Annotated in this window: 15 protein-coding genes; 11 read left to right on the top strand and 4 right to left on the bottom strand. The window is 74.1% G+C overall.

Annotation, left to right across the window (positions count from 1 at the left end; genetic code table 11):
• Positions 1–224 precede the first annotated feature (224 nt).
• Positions 225–629, top strand: coding sequence for a hypothetical protein (locus Ani05nite_RS31350; RefSeq protein WP_203774395.1), 405 nt, complete (start codon positions 225–227; stop codon positions 627–629).
• On the opposite strand, the gene Ani05nite_RS31345 is transcribed toward Ani05nite_RS31350, so the two are convergent.
• Together Ani05nite_RS31345 and Ani05nite_RS31340 are read right to left on the bottom strand one after the other, a co-directional pair.
• Positions 601–2,202: a sensor histidine kinase gene (locus tag Ani05nite_RS31345; protein ID WP_275410667.1), complete on the bottom strand. Its 1,602-nt coding sequence runs from the start codon at positions 2,200–2,202 to the stop codon at positions 601–603. The genes Ani05nite_RS31350 and Ani05nite_RS31345 overlap by 29 nt on opposite strands.
• Positions 2,180–2,917, bottom strand: coding sequence for a response regulator transcription factor (locus tag Ani05nite_RS31340; protein ID WP_203774393.1), 738 nt, complete (start codon positions 2,915–2,917; stop codon positions 2,180–2,182). Before Ani05nite_RS31340 ends, Ani05nite_RS31345 begins: the two co-directional genes overlap by 23 nt.
• 298 nt (positions 2,918–3,215) lie before the next feature.
• On the opposite strand from Ani05nite_RS31340, the gene Ani05nite_RS31335 reads away from it, so the two are divergent.
• The gene (locus Ani05nite_RS31335) at positions 3,216–4,781 is read left to right on the top strand and encodes an RCC1 domain-containing protein (RefSeq protein WP_203774391.1); all 1,566 of its coding nucleotides are present in this window, start codon (positions 3,216–3,218) and stop codon (positions 4,779–4,781) included.
• A gap of 12 nt (positions 4,782–4,793) precedes the next feature.
• On the opposite strand, the gene Ani05nite_RS31330 is transcribed toward Ani05nite_RS31335, so the two are convergent.
• Positions 4,794–6,959, bottom strand: a complete 2,166-nt coding sequence (locus Ani05nite_RS31330) for a hypothetical protein (RefSeq protein WP_203774389.1) — start codon at positions 6,957–6,959, stop codon at positions 4,794–4,796.
• Between the two features lie 137 nt (positions 6,960–7,096).
• Between Ani05nite_RS31330 and Ani05nite_RS31325 the strand changes: the two genes are divergently transcribed.
• Together Ani05nite_RS31325 and Ani05nite_RS31320 are read left to right on the top strand one after the other, a co-directional pair.
• Positions 7,097–7,483 (top strand): tetratricopeptide repeat protein, encoded by a 387-nt coding sequence (locus tag Ani05nite_RS31325; RefSeq protein WP_203774387.1) that lies wholly within the window; start codon positions 7,097–7,099, stop codon positions 7,481–7,483.
• Entirely contained in the window at positions 7,480–7,764 is a 285-nt protein-coding gene (locus Ani05nite_RS31320) for a Smr/MutS family protein (protein ID WP_203774386.1), read from the top strand. Before Ani05nite_RS31325 ends, Ani05nite_RS31320 begins: the two co-directional genes overlap by 4 nt.
• Before the next feature lie 3 nt (positions 7,765–7,767).
• Here the strand turns inward: Ani05nite_RS31320 and Ani05nite_RS31315 are convergent, their stop codons facing one another.
• Complete coding sequence (locus tag Ani05nite_RS31315) at positions 7,768–10,140, bottom strand: M28 family peptidase (RefSeq protein WP_239130820.1); 2,373 nt, start codon at positions 10,138–10,140, stop codon at positions 7,768–7,770.
• 100 nt (positions 10,141–10,240) lie between these two features.
• On the opposite strand from Ani05nite_RS31315, the gene Ani05nite_RS31310 reads away from it, so the two are divergent.
• The 7 genes from Ani05nite_RS31310 to Ani05nite_RS31280 all read left to right on the top strand — a co-directional run bounded on the left by Ani05nite_RS31310 (position 10,241) and on the right by Ani05nite_RS31280 (position 16,667).
• A complete protein-coding gene (locus Ani05nite_RS31310) occupies positions 10,241–10,588 on the top strand; it encodes a hypothetical protein (protein WP_203774384.1) in 348 nt (115 codons plus the stop codon).
• A 148-nt stretch (positions 10,589–10,736) separates the two neighbouring features.
• The gene (locus Ani05nite_RS31305) at positions 10,737–11,933 is read left to right on the top strand and encodes a PP2C family protein-serine/threonine phosphatase (protein ID WP_203774383.1); all 1,197 of its coding nucleotides are present in this window, start codon (positions 10,737–10,739) and stop codon (positions 11,931–11,933) included.
• The gene (locus tag Ani05nite_RS31300; protein ID WP_203774382.1) at positions 11,930–13,525 is read left to right on the top strand and encodes a sensor histidine kinase; all 1,596 of its coding nucleotides are present in this window, start codon (positions 11,930–11,932) and stop codon (positions 13,523–13,525) included. The genes Ani05nite_RS31305 and Ani05nite_RS31300 overlap by 4 nt, the downstream gene beginning before the upstream one ends.
• A 28-nt stretch (positions 13,526–13,553) precedes the next feature.
• On the top strand, positions 13,554–14,009 hold the full coding sequence (locus Ani05nite_RS31295; RefSeq protein ID WP_203774380.1) for a response regulator: 456 nt from the start codon (positions 13,554–13,556) through the stop codon (positions 14,007–14,009).
• Positions 14,002–14,808 (top strand): inositol monophosphatase family protein, encoded by an 807-nt coding sequence (locus Ani05nite_RS31290; protein WP_203774378.1) that lies wholly within the window; start codon positions 14,002–14,004, stop codon positions 14,806–14,808. The genes Ani05nite_RS31295 and Ani05nite_RS31290 overlap by 8 nt, the downstream gene beginning before the upstream one ends.
• 7 nt (positions 14,809–14,815) lie before the next feature.
• A complete protein-coding gene (locus tag Ani05nite_RS31285) occupies positions 14,816–15,589 on the top strand; it encodes an SDR family NAD(P)-dependent oxidoreductase (RefSeq protein WP_203774376.1) in 774 nt (257 codons plus the stop codon).
• Positions 15,590–15,653: 64 nt separating this feature from the next.
• Positions 15,654–16,667 carry a coiled-coil domain-containing protein gene (locus Ani05nite_RS31280; protein ID WP_203774374.1) on the top strand — a complete coding sequence of 338 codons (1,014 nt, stop codon included), beginning with the start codon at positions 15,654–15,656 and terminating at the stop codon, positions 16,665–16,667.
• The last annotated feature ends 10 nt before the right edge of the window (positions 16,668–16,677 follow it).

Below are 16,677 nucleotides of genomic sequence, written 5' to 3'. Positions count from 1 at the left end.
ACCGGCTTTCGTGCAAACGAAAAGGCAGCGACGAATGTCGCTGCCTCGGCCGGCCCTACGGGGGTGTCTCAGGTCATGGGATCATGGCCGAGGCACCGGCGGGAGCCGGCCTCGTAAACCACTGATACGCCCAGGACACGAGCAGAGCTTAGCCCATCGCGGCGGGGGAGTGTCCGTCAGCCGGGGTATGGGCACGTGCAAGTTGCTGTGCTGCCATTGAGGACATGAACAACGCGAGCGCGCCGTACCTGCTGGACGGCCTGGCCGACCTCGAGCCGGCCCGGCGCCGGCAGGCCGTGGCGGCGGTCGTGCTGCGGGTCTGGGAGACGCCGTCCGTCCTACTGCGTGAGATACCGCCGACGCAGGCGCTGACCGCGATCGCCGCGATCGCCGCCGGGCTGCCCGGCGCGGCCAACCGGCCCTGGCTGGACGACCGCCTGCAGGCGGCGGCCTGCCCGGACGTGACGAGCGAGCTGGCCGGGCGGGCCCTGTGCGCGCTGGACGTGCTGGTCGGCCGCGACCGCGAGTCGGTGCCGCTGGAGCTGCACGTGACCGACGGCGAAGCCGCCGGCGCCCTGCTGGACGACCTGCGCGACGTGCTCATGGACGGGCTGCGGCAGGGACGCTGAGGGTGGCGGCCGGCGGGAGCGCGGCGGTCATCGGCAGCCGTACGGTGAACTCGGTGCGACCGGGCTCGCTGCGTACCGCGACCGTGCCGCCGTGGGCCGTCACCACCGCGTGCACGATCGAGAGCCCGAGGCCGGTGCTGCCCGCCGCCCGGGACCGCGAGCTGTCCCCCCGGGCGAACCGCTCGAAGATGTGCGGCTGGAGGTCGGCCGGGATGCCGGGCCCGGCGTCGGTCACGCTCAGCACCGCCGCGCCGCCGCTCTCGCTGACCCCGACCGTCACCGTCGTGCCCTCCGGCGTGTGGGTCCGGGCGTTGGCCAGCAGGTTGGCCAGCACCTGGTGCAGCCGCTGGGCGTCACCGGTGATCGTCACCGGCTCCGCGGGCAGGTCGAGCTGCCAGTCGTGGCCCGGGCCGGCCGCGTGCGCGTCGCTCACCGCGTCCACCACCAGCATCGTCAGGTCCACCGGGTCCTGGGCCAGCGGGCGGCCGGCGTCCAGGCGGGCCAGCAGCAGCAGGTCCTCGACCAGCGCGGTCATCCGGGTCGCCTCGGACTCGACGCGCCGCAGCACGTGGCCGATCTCGTCGGGCACCGGCTGCCGGCTGCGCCGGCTCAGCTCGGCGTAACCGCGGATCGCGGCGAGCGGCGTGCGCAGCTCGTGGCTGGCGTCCGCGACGAACTGCCGGACCTGCAGCTCGCTGGCGTGCCGGGCCTCCAGGGCGTTGCCGACGTGGTCGAGCAGCCGGTTGAGCGCCGCGCCGACCTGACCCACCTCGGTGCGCGGGTCGGTGTCGGCGGCCGGCACGCGCTGGGCGAGCTCGACCTCGCCCCGGTCCAGCTCCAGCTCGGCGACCCTGGTCGCGGTGGCCGCGACCCGGTGCAGCGGCTGGAGGGTACGGCGAATGATCACGGCGCCCGCCCAACCGGCCGCGACGAGCGCGAGCAGCACGACGCCGCCGGTGACGCCCGCGACCGCGTACAGCGTGTTCTGCGTGTCCGCCAGCGACAGGCCGGTGACGACCAGGGTGCCGTCCGGGGTGAGCCGGCCGGCCACACGGTAGGCGCCCAGCTCGTCGCCGAGATCGACGTCGGTGTGCACGTCGTCCGGAACGACCCGGCTGAGCGCGGTGATCGCGGAGACGGGCAGGGCGGTGTATCCGTTGCGCGGCCGGCCGTAGTCCTCGGTCGAGCCGGCCTCGGGCGCCTGATAGGCGACCAGGCCGCCACCGGCCGAGGTGATCGTGCCGGTCTCCGACAAGGTGAATGCCTGCACGATCGAACCCTCGGGGGCGCTGGGTGGAGCCACGGTGGCCCAGAGGAAGCCCGCGCGGTCGAAGCCGCCGCCCGGGATGCGCCCGCCCGGGCCCTGGCCGAGCGCCCGCTCGCCGGCCTCGACGAGCTGGCTGTCGACCCGGTCGTAGAGCACCTTGTGCAGGTAGATCTCGGCGGTGCCGCCGACGGCCAGCCCGAGGATCACCAGCAGCACGATCATGATGGCGACCAGCCGGGTCCGTAGCGGCCAGCCCGCCGGGTTCCAGCCGGCCGGCCGGGTCTCAGTCAGCCGGCTTGAGGACATAGCCCGCTCCGCGCATGGTGTGGATCATCGGGTTGCGGCCCGCGTCGATCTTCTTGCGCAGGTACGAGATGTAGAGCTCCACCACGTTGGCCTGCCCGCCGAAGTCGTAGTTCCACACCCGGTCCAGGATCTGGCTCTTGCTGAGCACCCGGCGCGGGTTGCGCATGAGGTACCGCAGCAGCTCGAACTCCGTGGCCGTCAGGTTGACCAGGTCGCCACCGCGGCGCACCTCGTGGCTGTCCTCGTCCAGGCTCAGGTCGCCGACGATCAGCTGCGATTCCGTCCGCAGGGGGGAGTGACCCATCCGGCGCATCAGGCCGCGCAGCCGGGCCACCACCTCCTCCAGGCTGAACGGCTTGGTGACGTAGTCGTCGCCGCCGGCGGTGAGCCCGGTGATGCGGTCCTCGACCGAGTCCTTCGCGGTCAGGAACAGCACCGGCACCTCGGGCGTCTCGCCGCGCAGCCGGCGCAGCACCTCGAGGCCGTCGATGTCGGGCAGCATCATGTCGAGCACGACGGCGTCGGGGCGGAAGTCGCGGGCGGTCCGGACGGCGGTGTGCCCGTCGCCGGCGCTGCGCACGTCCCAGCCCTCGTACCGCAGGGCCATCGACAGCAGCTCGGCGAGGGTGGGCTCGTCGTCGACCACGAGGACCCGGACGGGACCGCCGTCGGGGCGCCGGAGCTCCGTGCTGCTGTCTGCGTTCGCCATCGTCATGCCCCTACTGTCGCGGGCCCCGCTTTGCGCCGCCTTTCCGCTTCCTGTGTAGCACCTGTGCGTACCGGACACAGGCGCACCATGGTTTTCGCACAGCGCGGTGACACGCGCGGTCGACACAGTCATCGCCATGACGGACAGGACGATCTTCCGGACCGCCCTCCCGCGATCACCAGCAGCGACGTGCTCGCCGAGGTTCCGGCCGCGGGCCGCGGCCGGAGCGTGTCGGAATCGGACTAAGTCCTCGAAACTCCGCATAATGGCGCGCGTTGTGGCGGCGTGATGAGCGGAGGACTGGGTGCGGCTGGGTCGTCTCGGAGGGGTCGTCGCGGCGCTCGCCCTCCTCGTGCTGCCGGCGGCGCCGGTGGCCGCGCAGGGGCAGTACCCGCCCGGCATCGACGCCGACACGATCACGACCGCCGGCCCGGGCACGGCCACCATCGCCGCGGGTGGCGCCCACTCCTGCGCCCGGACCAGCCTCGGTGAGCTCTACTGCTGGGGCGACGACTCGTCCGGGCAGCTGGGCGACGGCGGCGCCGCGCACCCCTTCGGCCGGCCGGTGCTCGCCCTGCACGACGTGGTCCAGGTCGACGCCGGCCAGGCCCACACCTGCGCGATCGACGTGCGCGGCACCGCGCGCTGCTGGGGCGACGGCACCGCCGGGCAGCTGGGCGACGGCGCCCGTACCGACCGGGACACCCCCGTGGCGGTGACCGGCCTGGCCGGGCGCAACCTGGTCGGGGTCACCACCGGCGCCCGGCACACCTGCGCCGTGGACGACGAGGGCGGCGCCTGGTGCTGGGGCGACGGCGCCCACGGCCAGCTCGGCGTGCCGGGCCGGCGCGGCTCGGCGGCGCCGGTGCGGGTGGGCGGGATGGGCGGCCCGGTCGTCGACATCGCCGCGGGTCGCGACAGCACCTGCGCCGTGACCGCCGGCGGGGCGGTGTTCTGCTGGGGCTCGGACGCGTACGGGCAACTGGGTGTCGGCCGGCCCGGCGACCGTGACGAGCCGGTGGCCGTCCCCGTGCGCGGCCAGTTCCGCGAGGTCACGGTCGGCGGGAGGCAGGCGTGTGCGCTGGCGGTGACGGGACGGGCGTACTGCTGGGGCGCCGGGAAGGCCCGTCCGGTCCCGGTCGACCTGGCGGCGCCGCTCGGCGAGGTGACCGCCGGCGGGAAGCACACCTGCGGGCTGGAAAGGGGCGGGCGGGCGTCCTGCTGGGACCGCTCGGCGGCCCGGGCCGTACCGGTGCCCGTGGCGGCCGGTGGCGCGCTGCGCGACCTGGACGCCGGCGAGGAGCACACCTGCGCCTTCGACGTCCGGGGGTACGCGTCCTGCTGGGGTGCCGGGGCGGCCGGCCAGCTGGGCGCCGGCAGTACCGCGGCGAGCGCTGTGCCCGTACCGGTGGCGGGTCTGCCCCGGCCGCCCGGCGCCGCGACCGGCGTCCGCGTGCGGGCCCTCGACGGCGGCCTGCGGGTCGACTGGCGCCCGCCCGCGGACCTCGGCTCCGGGCCGTTCGGCTACTACTGGGTCACCACCGCCGGCTACGAGTCCGGGTGCACGCTCACCGTCGTCACCGCCGCCGGCTGCGAGCTGACCGGGCTGCGCAACGACCGCGAGTACGACGTCTCGGTGGTGGTGCGGACCGGCGACGGCATCACCGTCGGCGAGTTCGTCACCGCCACGCCGGCCGCGGCCGCGCCGCTCCCGTCCGGTACGCCCGCGCCGCGCCGGAAGGCCGCCTCGGTGCTGCCCGGGGCCGGGGCCGGGCTGCCGGTCACCGGGCTCAGCCCGGTGGCCCTGTTCGCGCTCGGCACCCTGCTGATCGGCGGCGGGCTGGCCGCCAAGCTCGTCCGCCGCCCCTGACCCGGCCGGCGGTCACGGGCCGCCAGTCTCCAGGGCCGCGTCGCGGAACTGGTCGGCGCCCTGCTTGAGCCGCTCGGTGTGGTACGGCCGGTTCCAGTTGACCCACGTCACCGGCGCGGTCGCCTGGTCGGTGCCGGTCGAGGACACGGTGACGCCGATCCCCGGGGACACCTGCAGGGTCAGGCCGCGGCCCGCCGGCACGCCGACCGAGTGCCTCGACGGGTCCGCGAAGCCCAGCATCGCCCACGGCACGCGCACCAGGAGATCGTCGCCGTCGCGTTCCCACAGCGACCGGCTGTCGGCGGCCGGGCCGCCGTACCGGAGCATCCCCGCGTTCTGCAGCTCGGCCGGCAGCTTCTCGCCGGTGCCCGGCGCCGTCCCGGCCCGGTTGGTGACCAGCTCGAACCGCTGCCAGCCGAGGGCCCCCGGGCCGCGCGCCGCGACCGGCACAGTGACGTCCAGTGGCAGCGGATCGAGCTGGGTGCGCAGGTAGGACTGGCCGGTGCGGGTGGTCAGGTCGAGGAAGAACGCGGCGTCCGCGCCGCGGTTCGCGGTGCCGGGCGCGGGCGGCCCGGTCAGCCCGGGCAGCACGTCGAAGCCGAGCGTCAGCGTGGCCGGCGCTGGATCGCCCAGCCCGACCCGCAGCCGCACGAACGCCTCGTCGACCCGGGCCGTGACCCGCCGGGCCGGCCACCCGTCCTCGTCGTCCAGCAGGTACGCCGTGGTCGCGTCCGGCGCGCCGGCCGCGTCCATGGCGATCAGGCCGAAGTGCTGCTCGGAGGTGAGCGGATCGTGCCAGAGCTGGCGGCGCTCCGGGTCCTGGTGCCGGCGGGTGTTCCAGGCGGACCTGAACCACTCGTCCGTCCAGGCGGCCAGGAAGCCGCCCGCCAGCCCTTCGCCGCGGATCAGCCGCAGCAGCTCGGCGTCGATCCGCAGGGCCTCGCGCTCGCTGTGGTCACCCTGGCCGCGCCCGAGCGGTCCCTGGTGCGCCGAGCCGATCGACGAGGGCACGCCGAACTCGGTGATCAGTGTCGGCACGGCGCCGTGGTGCCGCCTGAGGGCGGCCAGGTAGCCCGCGTACGGGTCGGGCCGGCCGGCGTACCGGTGGGCCAGCAGGCCGGGCTCCCGCCGCTGGAAGTCGGGATAGTACGGGTACGCGTGATAGGCGGCGAAGATCCCGGCCGGCCAGGCGCCGGTCGCCGTCACGTGGTTCGCGTCGAGCTGGACGCGGTCCTGCTCGGCCAGCGGCTCCTCGGGGTGCCGCAGCGGGTCCGTGGCCGCCCCGTTCACGAAGGCCAGCGGGCGGCTCAGCCCGGCGGCCGCCTGCCGGGTGGCCAGCTCGTCGAGCCGGGCGGCCAGCCAGCGTTCGGTCGGCGTCGCCCGCGGGGTGCTGCGGACGTACCGGCCGCGGACCGGCGGGGCGGCGGCGTTGCGGGCGTCCGAGCGGGCGGTCGCGCCGGGGTCCAGCTCGGCGCCGATGATCCAGCCGGCCAGCCACGGCGTCACGTCGGTGTCCCAGGTGCCGTCGGCCCGTCCCGGTTGCGGCATCCGGGTGAGGTCGCCGCGCACCGCCCGGTCCGCGTCGCGCAGCTCCTGCCGGAAGGCGGTGGTGACCGCGGGGTCGTAGAGGTCGTTCTTCTCGATGTACGACTCGTCCGGCAGATAGACGCCCTGCATCAGGTAGAGCGGCCGGCCGGGGTCCGCCCGGTTGTGCGCCGCCAGCTCCCGGTAGAAGGCCGGCGGGTGGATGGTGGCGATCCGGACCACCCGGATGCCGAGCCAGGTCATCGCCGCGAACCAGGTCCGGTACTGCCCGGCGGTGATGGCGAGCTCCCCGGGCTGGTGTCCCGGCGTGGTGCCGCCCAGGTTGACCCCGGGCAGGAAGGTGACGTCGCCGCCCACCGTGTGCAGGGCGAACTCGCCCCGGCCGGCGGTCGCCAGGCTGCTCAGGCCGCCGGCCGCGCGCGGCGCCGGGGCCCACGAGCGGCCGGCCGGCGGCGAACCGATGGCGGTCATGCCCGGGATCGCGAAGGCGGCCGGGCGTACCTGCGGGCGGGCCGCCGCCCCGGCCAGGAACAGGCACATGGCCAGCGTGACGACCCCGATCGCCAGGGCCTTGACGCGACCGAAGGCCGGGCGCGGCGGCGCCTGCACGAGATGGAGCGGGAAGTCCCCCACCCCGGCATTCTGGGCCGCCAGGGTTGCGGAATGGGGGGAATTGTCGGGAAGCTCGGGGCGGCGGAACACTCGCCGTTCGACGGATGTTGTGCCAGCGTTGATCGGAGTCGTCGGCGCGAGGCTGTGGGGAGCGGGTCGTGGATCTTCTTGAGGAGTACCGCAGGGCCACCTTCTTCTTCGAGTCCGGCGACCCCCTCGGGGCGGCCCGGTTGCTGGAACCGATCGTCGCGGCCGAGCCGGGCAACGCCGCCGTCCGCCAGCTGCTGGCCCGGGCCTATTTCAACTCGGCGCAGCTGGCCGGGGCGGAGGCGCAACTACGGGCGCTGATCGAGCACGATCCCTCCGACCACTACGCGCACCACGTCCTCGGCCGGACCCTCGAGCGGGCCGGCCGATTTCGTGAGGCCCTGCCGCACCTGCGCCTGGCCGCGGCGATGAACAATCATGGCGACTACGCCGACGCGCTGCGGCGGGTCGAGACCTGGCTGGGCAAGAACGACGACGGACGGGGACCGCAGGCGTGAAGATCAAGCTGGACCTGCACGACATCTTCAACAAGGGCACCCAGATCGACAAGGCCCTGCGCGATGTCATCGACGAGGCCATCCAGAAGAAGGCCACGCTCGTCGAGATCATCCCGGGCAAGGGTTCGGGCGCCCTGAAGAAGAAGGTGATCCGCTTCCTCGACCAGAAGGAGATCAAGCAGCTCTACCACCGGGTCGAGAAGGACGGCGACAACTGGGGACGGCTGTTCGTGCACTTCAAGTTCGAGTCCTCGCAGGGCAAGGGCCGGCGCGGCCGCTAGGGCTCACAGCGGATAGGTGTGCGCGACGGCCAGCATCTCCGAGCTGTGTGAGCCGCGCACACCGACGTCCGCCGGGCGGGCCCGGAAGCCGGGCACCGATGAGAGGCCGTCGGTGGCGTCCATCACCCGCAGCTTGAGCGGGACCCCGGCCGGCACGGTCAGGCTCACCTGGACGCCGTCGGCCGGCGGCGCGTGGAAGACGAAACCGAAGCCCCACGGCCCGCCCGCCTTCGTCCCGGTGGGCACCTCGCGGCCGGCGACCGTGGCCCTGGTGACCGTCGCCTCCGCGTTCACGTGCAGGGTCAGCAGGCGGGCCCGGCGCTGCGTGCTCAGCCGGAAGGTGACGGTGCGCAGCTCGCCGGCGGTGGTGTCGGTCCCCGGGGTCAGGGCCGGCGCCGGCACCTGCGCCGGCTGGGCCGGGCCGGTGAGCAGCTCCTCGGTGCCGAAGGCGGGCAGCGTGTCGGTGACCGGCGTGCGGGCGCCGGAGACGTACTGGGACGTCCACCGCTGGGGCCGGGCCTCCTCGCTCAGCCAGCGCGCCTGGCCGGTGTCCGTGTCCAGGGCGTACATCAGGTGGGTCGGGGCCGGGTGCGCCGCGTCGAAGCGGTCCACCGCCAGGCCGGTCGCCAGGCAGGCCAGCGTGGTGAGCACCGCCAGCAGTGTGGGCGCGGCGCCGAGCCGGCGGGCGCGTGCGGCTGCCATTCCGCGCTGGCCGCCGGCCTCCGGGTGCAGCAGGTCGACCACCGGCAGCAAGGCCAGGGCCAGCAGCGTCGTGATGAAGGCGCCGGCCCCGCCCAGCACCAGGCCCAGCGCGGGGAAGAACATGACGACCGTGGGGAGCAGCACCACCACGGCGACGGCCGCGCCCACGGTCACGGCCAGCACGGACCACCAGCCGCGCAGCAGCACCGCGGCGATGCCCGCGAGCGCGCCGGCCAGCGCCGGCAGCGCCGCCAGGTAGGAGCCGCCGGGCGCGACGGCGGCCAGCACCAGGCCCAGCACCGCCAGCCAGCCGAGGCCGCCCACGGCCAGCGCGGCCGGGGTCAGCCGGCGGCGCAGCAGCGCGTACCAGGCCAGCACGATCGCCGCGGTCAGAGCCACGATGGCCAGCCTGTACCAGAGCGGCCGGTACGGGTCGATGAGCTGTTCGGCGTACCCCGGCCGGATGAGTTTCAGCATCGCCCAGAGCAGCTGGGCCGCCACCGGCGCCGCCAGGACGGGCACCAGGGCCAGGACGAAACCGCCGGCGAGCCGCCCGGACGTGGTGCGCCCGCGGCGGCGCGCCAGCCAGGCCAGCGCCAGCACGGCGACCAGCGCGAGCGCCGCCAGCGGCCAGGTCAGGTCGCCGGGGTAGGCCGCCAGCCCGCCCGGCACCGGGAAGTAGGTGGCGTCGCCCCGCGCGCGCAGCCCGGGCAGGTCGCGGCCGCCCAGCTCGCGGGTCAGGGCGAGCGCGTTGGCGCCCAGGTGCTGCAGGCTGTCGCGATCCATCCGCGCGGGGGTGTCGGTCGGCGCGTGGTAGACCGCCGCCCCGTCGATGTACGCGCTGTTGAACCCGGTGAACCCCGCCTCCCGGAACGGGGTGAAGTCGGTGTCGTTGGGCAGCAGCCGGTAGATCTCCACCGCGAACGACGTGCCGACCGGCTTCGGCGCGGTGGCGAACACCCCGGTCAGCCCGGCGTTGTCGGCCGCGGTCTCGAACATGATGGCCGGCCCGGCGCTGCCGCGGGCCTCCAGGTTGAGCACGACGCCGCCGGCGCGGGCCAGCGGATGCTGGTCCACGAACGCCTTCGCCCCGCACAGGCAGGCTTCCTCGGCGTCGGTGAGCACCAGCACGACGTCGTTGCGCAGCCGCGGCCCGGCCGTCAGCGCCCGGGCGGTCTCGAGGATCGCCGCCGTGCCCGCGCCGTCGTCGTTGCCGCCCGGCGACACCTGCGCCGAGTCGTAGTGCGCGACCAGGAAGATCCGGCCGGTCGACGCCGTGCCGGGCAGCAGCGTCACCACGTTGCGGACCCGGGCCAGGCCGGTGCCGCCGGCGCTCGACGACAGCCGGCCGCCCTGCACCGTCACCGTGTCCTGCACCTCGGGGGTCAGGCCCAGGCCGCGCAGGGTGGTCAGCAGGTGCTCGCGGACGGCGTCGGCCGGCGCGCTGCCCGCCACGTGCGGCTCGGCGCCGATGGTGCGGACCAGCTGGAACGCGCGGCCGGCGCTGAACTCGCCGGCCGGGGCGCCGGAGCCCGAGGCCGCCGGCGGGCGGACGGACTGCAACGCGGCGCCGGCCACGAACAGCAGCAGCGCGACCGCGGCCAGCGCCGCCCCCGGCCGGGAGGTGGGCCGGGCCAGCGCCCGGGATGCGGCCTCGATCCGCGGTGCGCCCACGTGAGTCTCCTTCGCGACGGTCTCGGATGCCCATCTAAGCGGCTGCGGCCCGGCCCGGGTACCCCGTGGATCTTTCCGGGCGGTGACATAACTTGGTGCGGTGACCGCGCCGCTCGACCCGCCTGCCGTGTTCGCCGAGTTCATCGCCCGGGTCGCCTGCTACGACCCGGCGCCCGAGGGCGGCCCGGCCGCCGTGCTCGGCCTGCGTACCGCCCTGGGGGAGGCGACGTTCCAGGTCAGCGACCACGTCGTGCGGGCGATGTGCCGGGCCCTGGAGGCGTACCGCGACCCGGCCGACCGGGGCACCTGCACCGGCTGCGGCAGCCGCCGCCTGGACGAGAACCTGCACTGCGGCGACTGCGGCCGGCTGCACGGCATCCTCGGCCAGGTGATCGCCGAGCACGCCCGCCGGGTGGCGGAAGGTCAGCCGTTCGGGCCGCCGGCGTGAGCCGCGCCGCTGCCGGGGGTGTCCGGTGTTGTGCGTCCGCATCCGGTGGTGGACTATCAGCGGGTCACGCCCGAAGGAGTCGAGCCATCAAGCCCTACCACCGCGCCGGAGCCGCCGTTGCGCGCACCCCGTCGTGCGGGGTGGCGTGGTGAGCGAGCGCGCTCTCACCGTCGCGCCGGCAGCCCTGAAGGCCCCCGAGCGGTTGCGCGTCCTGCTGGTCGAGGACGACGAGGGCGACGCCTTCCTGGTCAAGGAGCTGCTGGCCGAGGCCGGCGCGCTGTTCGACCTGCGGGTGGCGACCAGCCTGCGGGAGGCCCGCCCGATGATGCGCGGGGTGCAGTGCGTCCTGCTCGACCTCGGCCTGCCCGACGCCGAGGGCATCGACGGGCTGCGCAAGCTGCTCGCGGTGGCCGGCAGCGCGGCGGTTTGCGTGCTCACCGGCCGTTCCGACGAGCACCTGGGGGTCGCCGCGGTCGCCGAGGGGGCCCAGGACTACCTGGTCAAGGGCCAGGTCGACGGCGTCCTGCTGGTGCGGGCGCTACGGTACGCGGTCGAGCGCAAGCGGGCCGACGAGAACACCCAGCGGTTGCGTGAGGTCGAGCTGCGCCAGGCCGAGTCGGCCCGCCTCGAACGCGGCCTGCTGCCCCAGCCGCTGATGCAGACCGACGAGGTCGAGGTGCACACGTTCTACCGCTCCGGGCGGGCGATGGGCCTGCTCGGCGGCGACTTCTTCGACGTGGTGCAGGTCGGCCCGCACCGGCTGCACGTCATCGTGGGCGACGTCTGCGGGCACAGCGTGGACGAGGCCGCGCTCGGCGTGGAGCTCCGGGTGGCCTGGCGGGCCCTGGTGCTCGGCGGCGTGCCGGAGGACCAGATCCTCGGCGCGCTCGAGCAGGTGCTGATGAGCGAGCGCCGCGCCCGCGAGGTCTTCGCCACGGTGGCGTCGGTGGTGCTCGATCTGAGCGCCAACAAGGCCACCGTGCGGCTGGCCGGTCATCCACCGCCGGTGCTGCTCCGGGACGGCCGGGCCGAGCCGGTCGCGGCCCGGCGCGGAATCGTGCTGGGCGTGCGGCCGACCCCCACGCCCGCCACCGACGTGGAGCTCTCCGGCGATGACTGGTCCCTGCTGATGTACACCGACGGATTGATCGAGGGACACACCGGCGTGGGCAACGAACGACTCGACGTGGACGGGCTGTGCGGCGTGCTGGCCGAGCCGGCCGCCACCCAGGTGCCGTTGGCCGCGCTCCCGGCCTGGCTGGTGGGCCGGGCCGAGCAGGGCAACGGCGGCCCGCTGGCCGACGACGTGGCGATGCTGCTGATCTCCCGGGGCGGCGGCCGATGAGCCTGCTGAGCCTGGGCTCCTGGACCCTGCGCCGCCGGGTGGTGGCCCTGTCGGTGACCGTCGCGCTGATGCTGACGATCCTCGGCACCTTCGCCGCGATCACCGCCGCGAACAGCAACGAGCACATCGACGTCATCCTGAACAAGACCGGCCCGATGCGGGCCGCCGGGGAGAGCCTGAACACCGCGGTGGTCGATCAGGAGACCGGCATCCGCGGGTACGCGATCAGCGGCGCGCAGGACAACCTGCGGCCGTACAACGACGGTGTCGCCGCCCAGAACCGGCTGCTCGCGGAGATCGACCGGCTCAACGGCCCCGACGGTGACGCCGCCGTCAGCGCCTCGCTCGAGCGGGTCCGGCAGCGGGCCCAGGAGTGGCGGACAGCGGTCGCCGAGCCGGTGATCAACGCGGTCCGCGACCAGGGCCCGGAGGCCGGGCAGGCGCTGGTGGAGGCGTCCGACACCCGGCGGTTCGACGAGCTGCGGTCCTCGATCATCGTCCTGCAGCAGGACATCCTGGTGGTCCGCAACGAGGCCGCGGCGGCCGCCAAGCGCACCGGCACGGTGCTGGTAGCGCTGGAGATCTTCGCCGCGGTGGTGGTCATCCTGGCCGGCGCGGCCCTGTTCCTGCTGCTCGACCGCCTGGTCAGCCGGCCGGTGACCGAGCTGGCCGAGCAGGTCCGCGAGGTGGCCGGCGGCGCCTACGGCAAGAACATCACCAGCCGGGGCTCGCCCGAGCTGCGCACCCTGGCCGCCGACGTCGACGGGATGCGCCGCCGGATCGCCGCCGAGCTGACCGAGGTCCGCGAGGCCCGGGAGCAGATCGAGTGGGTCAACGACCAGCTCAAGCAGCAGGCCGAGGAGCTGACCCGGTCCAACCGCGACCTCGAGCAGTTCGCCTACGTGGCCTCGCACGACCTGCAGGAGCCGCTGCGCAAGGTGGCCAGCTTCTGCCAGCTGCTGCAGCGCCGGTACGCGGGCCAGATGGACGAGCGTGCGGACCAGTACATCGCCTTCGCGGTCGACGGCGCGCAGCGCATGCAGCGCCTGATCAACGACCTGCTGGCGTTCTCCCGGATCGGCCGGCTCACGGCGGGCTTCACCGACGTGGACCTGGACCGGGTGCTGACCGAGGTGAAGTCGCAGCTCGAGACCCGGGCCGGCGACGACGCCGAGATCACCTGGGCCGACCTGCCGACCGTGGAGGGCGAGGAGCCGCTGCTCACCACGCTCTTCGTCAACCTGATCGGCAACTCGCTGAAGTTCCGCCGCCCCGACGTGCCCCCGGTGATCCACGTGTCGGCCGAGCGCCTCGACGAGGAGTGGCAGATCAACGTGCGGGACAACGGCATCGGCATCGAGGCCGAATTCGCCGACAAGGTCTTCGTGATCTTCCAGCGGCTGCACGCCCGGGACGCGTACGAGGGCACGGGCATCGGGCTGGCGATCGTCAAGAAGATCGTCGAATACCATGGCGGACGGATCTGGCTCGACCTGGACGTCGCCGAGGGCACGTCGATCTACTTCACGTTGCCCCTGCTCGCCGGCATCCCGGTGGCGGAACCACGGAAACAGGATGAGGTAGCGGCATGACGCGCTCGCGCGCTGAAGGAGGCTCGTCATGACGGGTGCGGTGCGGCAGGACGGCACGCCCATCGAGGTGCTGCTGGTCGAGGACGACCCGGGCGACGTGCTCATGACGCAGGAGGCGTTCGAGGAGCACAAGGTCCGCAACCGGCTGACCGTGGTGTCCGACGGCGCCGAGGCCCTGGCCTACCTGCGCCGCGAGGGCGCGTACGAGAACGCGCTGCGGCCCGACCTGATCCTGCTCGACCTCAACCTGCCCCGCCGCGACGGCCGGGAGGTGCTCGAGGAGATCAAGAAGGACGACGACCTGTGCCGCATCCCGGTGGTCGTGCTGACCACCTCGGCCGCCGACGAGGACATCCTGCGCAGCTACCAGCTGCACGCCAACGCCTACGTGACCAAGCCGGTCGACTTCGAGCGGTTCATCTCGGTGATCCGGCAGATCGACGAGTTCTTCGTCAGCGTCGTGAAGTTGCCGCCGCGTGCGTGACGATCTGATCGACGAGGTCACCGCCCTGGTCCGCGAGGTGGCGCAGACCGTCGTGCTGCCCCGGTGGCGGCACCTGAGCGACGCCGAGATCCAGCAGAAGTCGCCCGGCGACCTGGTCACGGTGGCCGACCAGGAGGCCGAGGAGGCGCTCACCGCCGGCCTGACCGCCCTGCTGCCCGGCTCGCAGGTCGTGGGCGAGGAGGCGGTGGCGGCCGACCCGGGCGTGCTGGGCCGGGTCGGGGACTCCGGCGCGGTCTGGATCGTCGACCCGGTGGACGGCACCAACAACTTCGCCGCCGGCAAGACCCCGTTCGCCGTGATGGTCGCGCTGGTGCGCGACGGCGAGCCGGCCGCGTCGTGGATCCTCGACGTGGTCGCCGACCGGATGACGGTCGCGGAGGCGGGCAGCGGCGCGTTCCTGGACGGGATCCGGGTCAAGACCCGCACGGACGACCCGGGGGCGGCCGGGCTGACCGGTTCGCTGTCGCGCAACTACTTCCCGGACGACCTGCGCGAGCGGATCGAGGGGCGGGTCGGCGCGCTCGGCACGGTGACCGGCGGCCGGCACTGCGCGGGCTACGAGTATCCGGCCGTCGTGTCGGACGAGCAGCAGTTCGCCACGTTCTGGCGGATCCTGCCCTGGGACCACGTGCCGGGCTCGCTGATCGTGCGCGAGGCCGGGGGCACGGTCCTGCACCTCGACGGCTCGCCGTACCGGCCGACCGACTCGGACCGGGGTCTGCTGGTGGCCGCGAACGAGGACATCTGGCGCACGGCGCACGGCGCCCTGTTCGCGTAGGGCCGGCATGTCCGCGTACCTCTCCGGGCTCTTCGGCCTGACCGGGCGGACCGCCGTCGTGACCGGCGGCAGCTCCGGGATCGGCCGCGCGATGGCCGGCGCGCTCGGCCGCGCCGGCGCGCAGGTCGTGCTGCTCGCCCGGCGCCCGGAGCCGCTGGCCGAGACCGTCCGCGAGCTCGCGGCCGACGGCGTCCGGGCCGGCGCGGTCCCGGCGGATCTCGCCGACCGGGCGGCGCTGGCGGCCGCGACCGACACGATCGTTTCCCGGTACGGCGAGCCGGACATCCTGGTGAACGCGGCGGCGGTGAACCGGCGCCCGCCGCTGGACGAGCTGACCGACGACGACTGGGACGTCACGCTGGCGGCCAACCTGACCGCGCCGTTCCGGCTGGGCCAGCGGTTCGGGCCGGCGATGGCCGCGCGCGGCTGGGGCCGGATCATCAACGTGGTCTCGCAGCAGGCCTTCCGCGCGTACGGCAACAGCGGCGCCTACGGCGTCTCGAAGGCCGGTCTCGTCGCCCTGACCCGGTCGCAGGCGGAGGCGTGGTCGGCGCGGGGCGTCTGCTGCAACGCGGTCGCCCCCGGCGTGGTGCACACGCCGCTGACCGAGCCGGTCTTCGCCGACCCGGAGAAGGTGGCCGCGCATGCCCGGCGCGCCCTGATCGGCCGCAACGGGCTGCCGGCCGATTTCGCCGGATGCGCCGTTTATCTGGCGAGTGATGCCAGCGCTGCGGTGACCGGCCAGACACTCTTCGTCGACGGTGGATATTCGGCGACGTGAGCGCGCTGCCGTTGCGACGTGCGACGCGGTAGAGTCACCGCGCTCACGACTTGGGAGGTAGACCGTGGCGGCGACTCTCCTGCGCCGGCTCCAGCCTGTCCTGGCCCTGCTCGCTGCCCTCACGGTGCTGCTCGTCGCCGCCCCGGCCGCGCACGCCGAGCCCGACGACGAGGGCGGCTCCAAGACCCTGCGGGCGGCGCTCGAGTCCGCGGCCAAGGGCCACGTCGAGGCCAAGAACAACCTCGACAACTCCAAGAAGCGACAGAAGCAGCTCACCATCACCCTGGGCCAGGCCCGGCAGAAGACCGCCGAGCTGCAGACCCGGGTCAGCGACATCGCCAACCGTGCCTACCGCCAGGGCCGCTTCAACACGATGACCCTGCTGCTCAACAGCGTCTCGCCGGACTCGTTCATGGAACGCGCGCTGCGGCTGGACCAGATGGCCCAGCTCGACGGCAAGGCGCTGACCGGCTACCGCGACGCCCTGACCACCACCGAGCAGGCCAAGCGGGCCATCGACCTGGAGGTCAAGGAACAGGCCAAGCAGGTCACCATCATGGCCAAGAAGAAGCAGCAGGCCGAGCAGGCGCTGGCCGCGGCCGGTGGCGGGGCGGTGGCCGGCGGCTTCATCAGCGCCAGCTCGCCGCTGGCCAAGGCGGCCCCGCGCAACTCCGACGGCTCGTGGCCCAAGGAGTCCTGCACGATCGACGACCCGTCCGAGGGCGACGGGTGCATCACGCCGCGGCTGCTGAACGCCTACCAGCAGGCCCGCGCGGCCGGCTTCAAGCGGTACACGGCGTGCTTCAGCCAGCGCTCCTCCGGCGAACATCCGAAGGGCCGGGCCTGCGACTTCTCCGCGGCCGCCGGCGGCTTCGAGAACGTCAACGCGTCCGGCGGCGACCGCACCTACGGCAACAACCTGGCCGCGTACTTCGTCAAGAACGCCTCGCGGCTCGGCGTCATGTACGTGATCTGGTACCGGCAGATCTGGATGCCCAGCACCGGCTGGCGGTCGTACAGCGGCTCGGGCGGGCCCGCGGCCACCCACACCAACCACGTGCACCTGTCAGTCCTCTGACAGGTTCGCG

Source organism: Actinoplanes nipponensis, from assembly GCF_016862275.1.
GTDB classification, from domain to species: Bacteria; Actinomycetota; Actinomycetes; order Mycobacteriales; family Micromonosporaceae; genus Actinoplanes; species Actinoplanes nipponensis.
The sequence above is the reverse complement of the archived record's forward strand: the minus strand, read 5'-3'. Positions and strand labels throughout refer to the sequence as shown.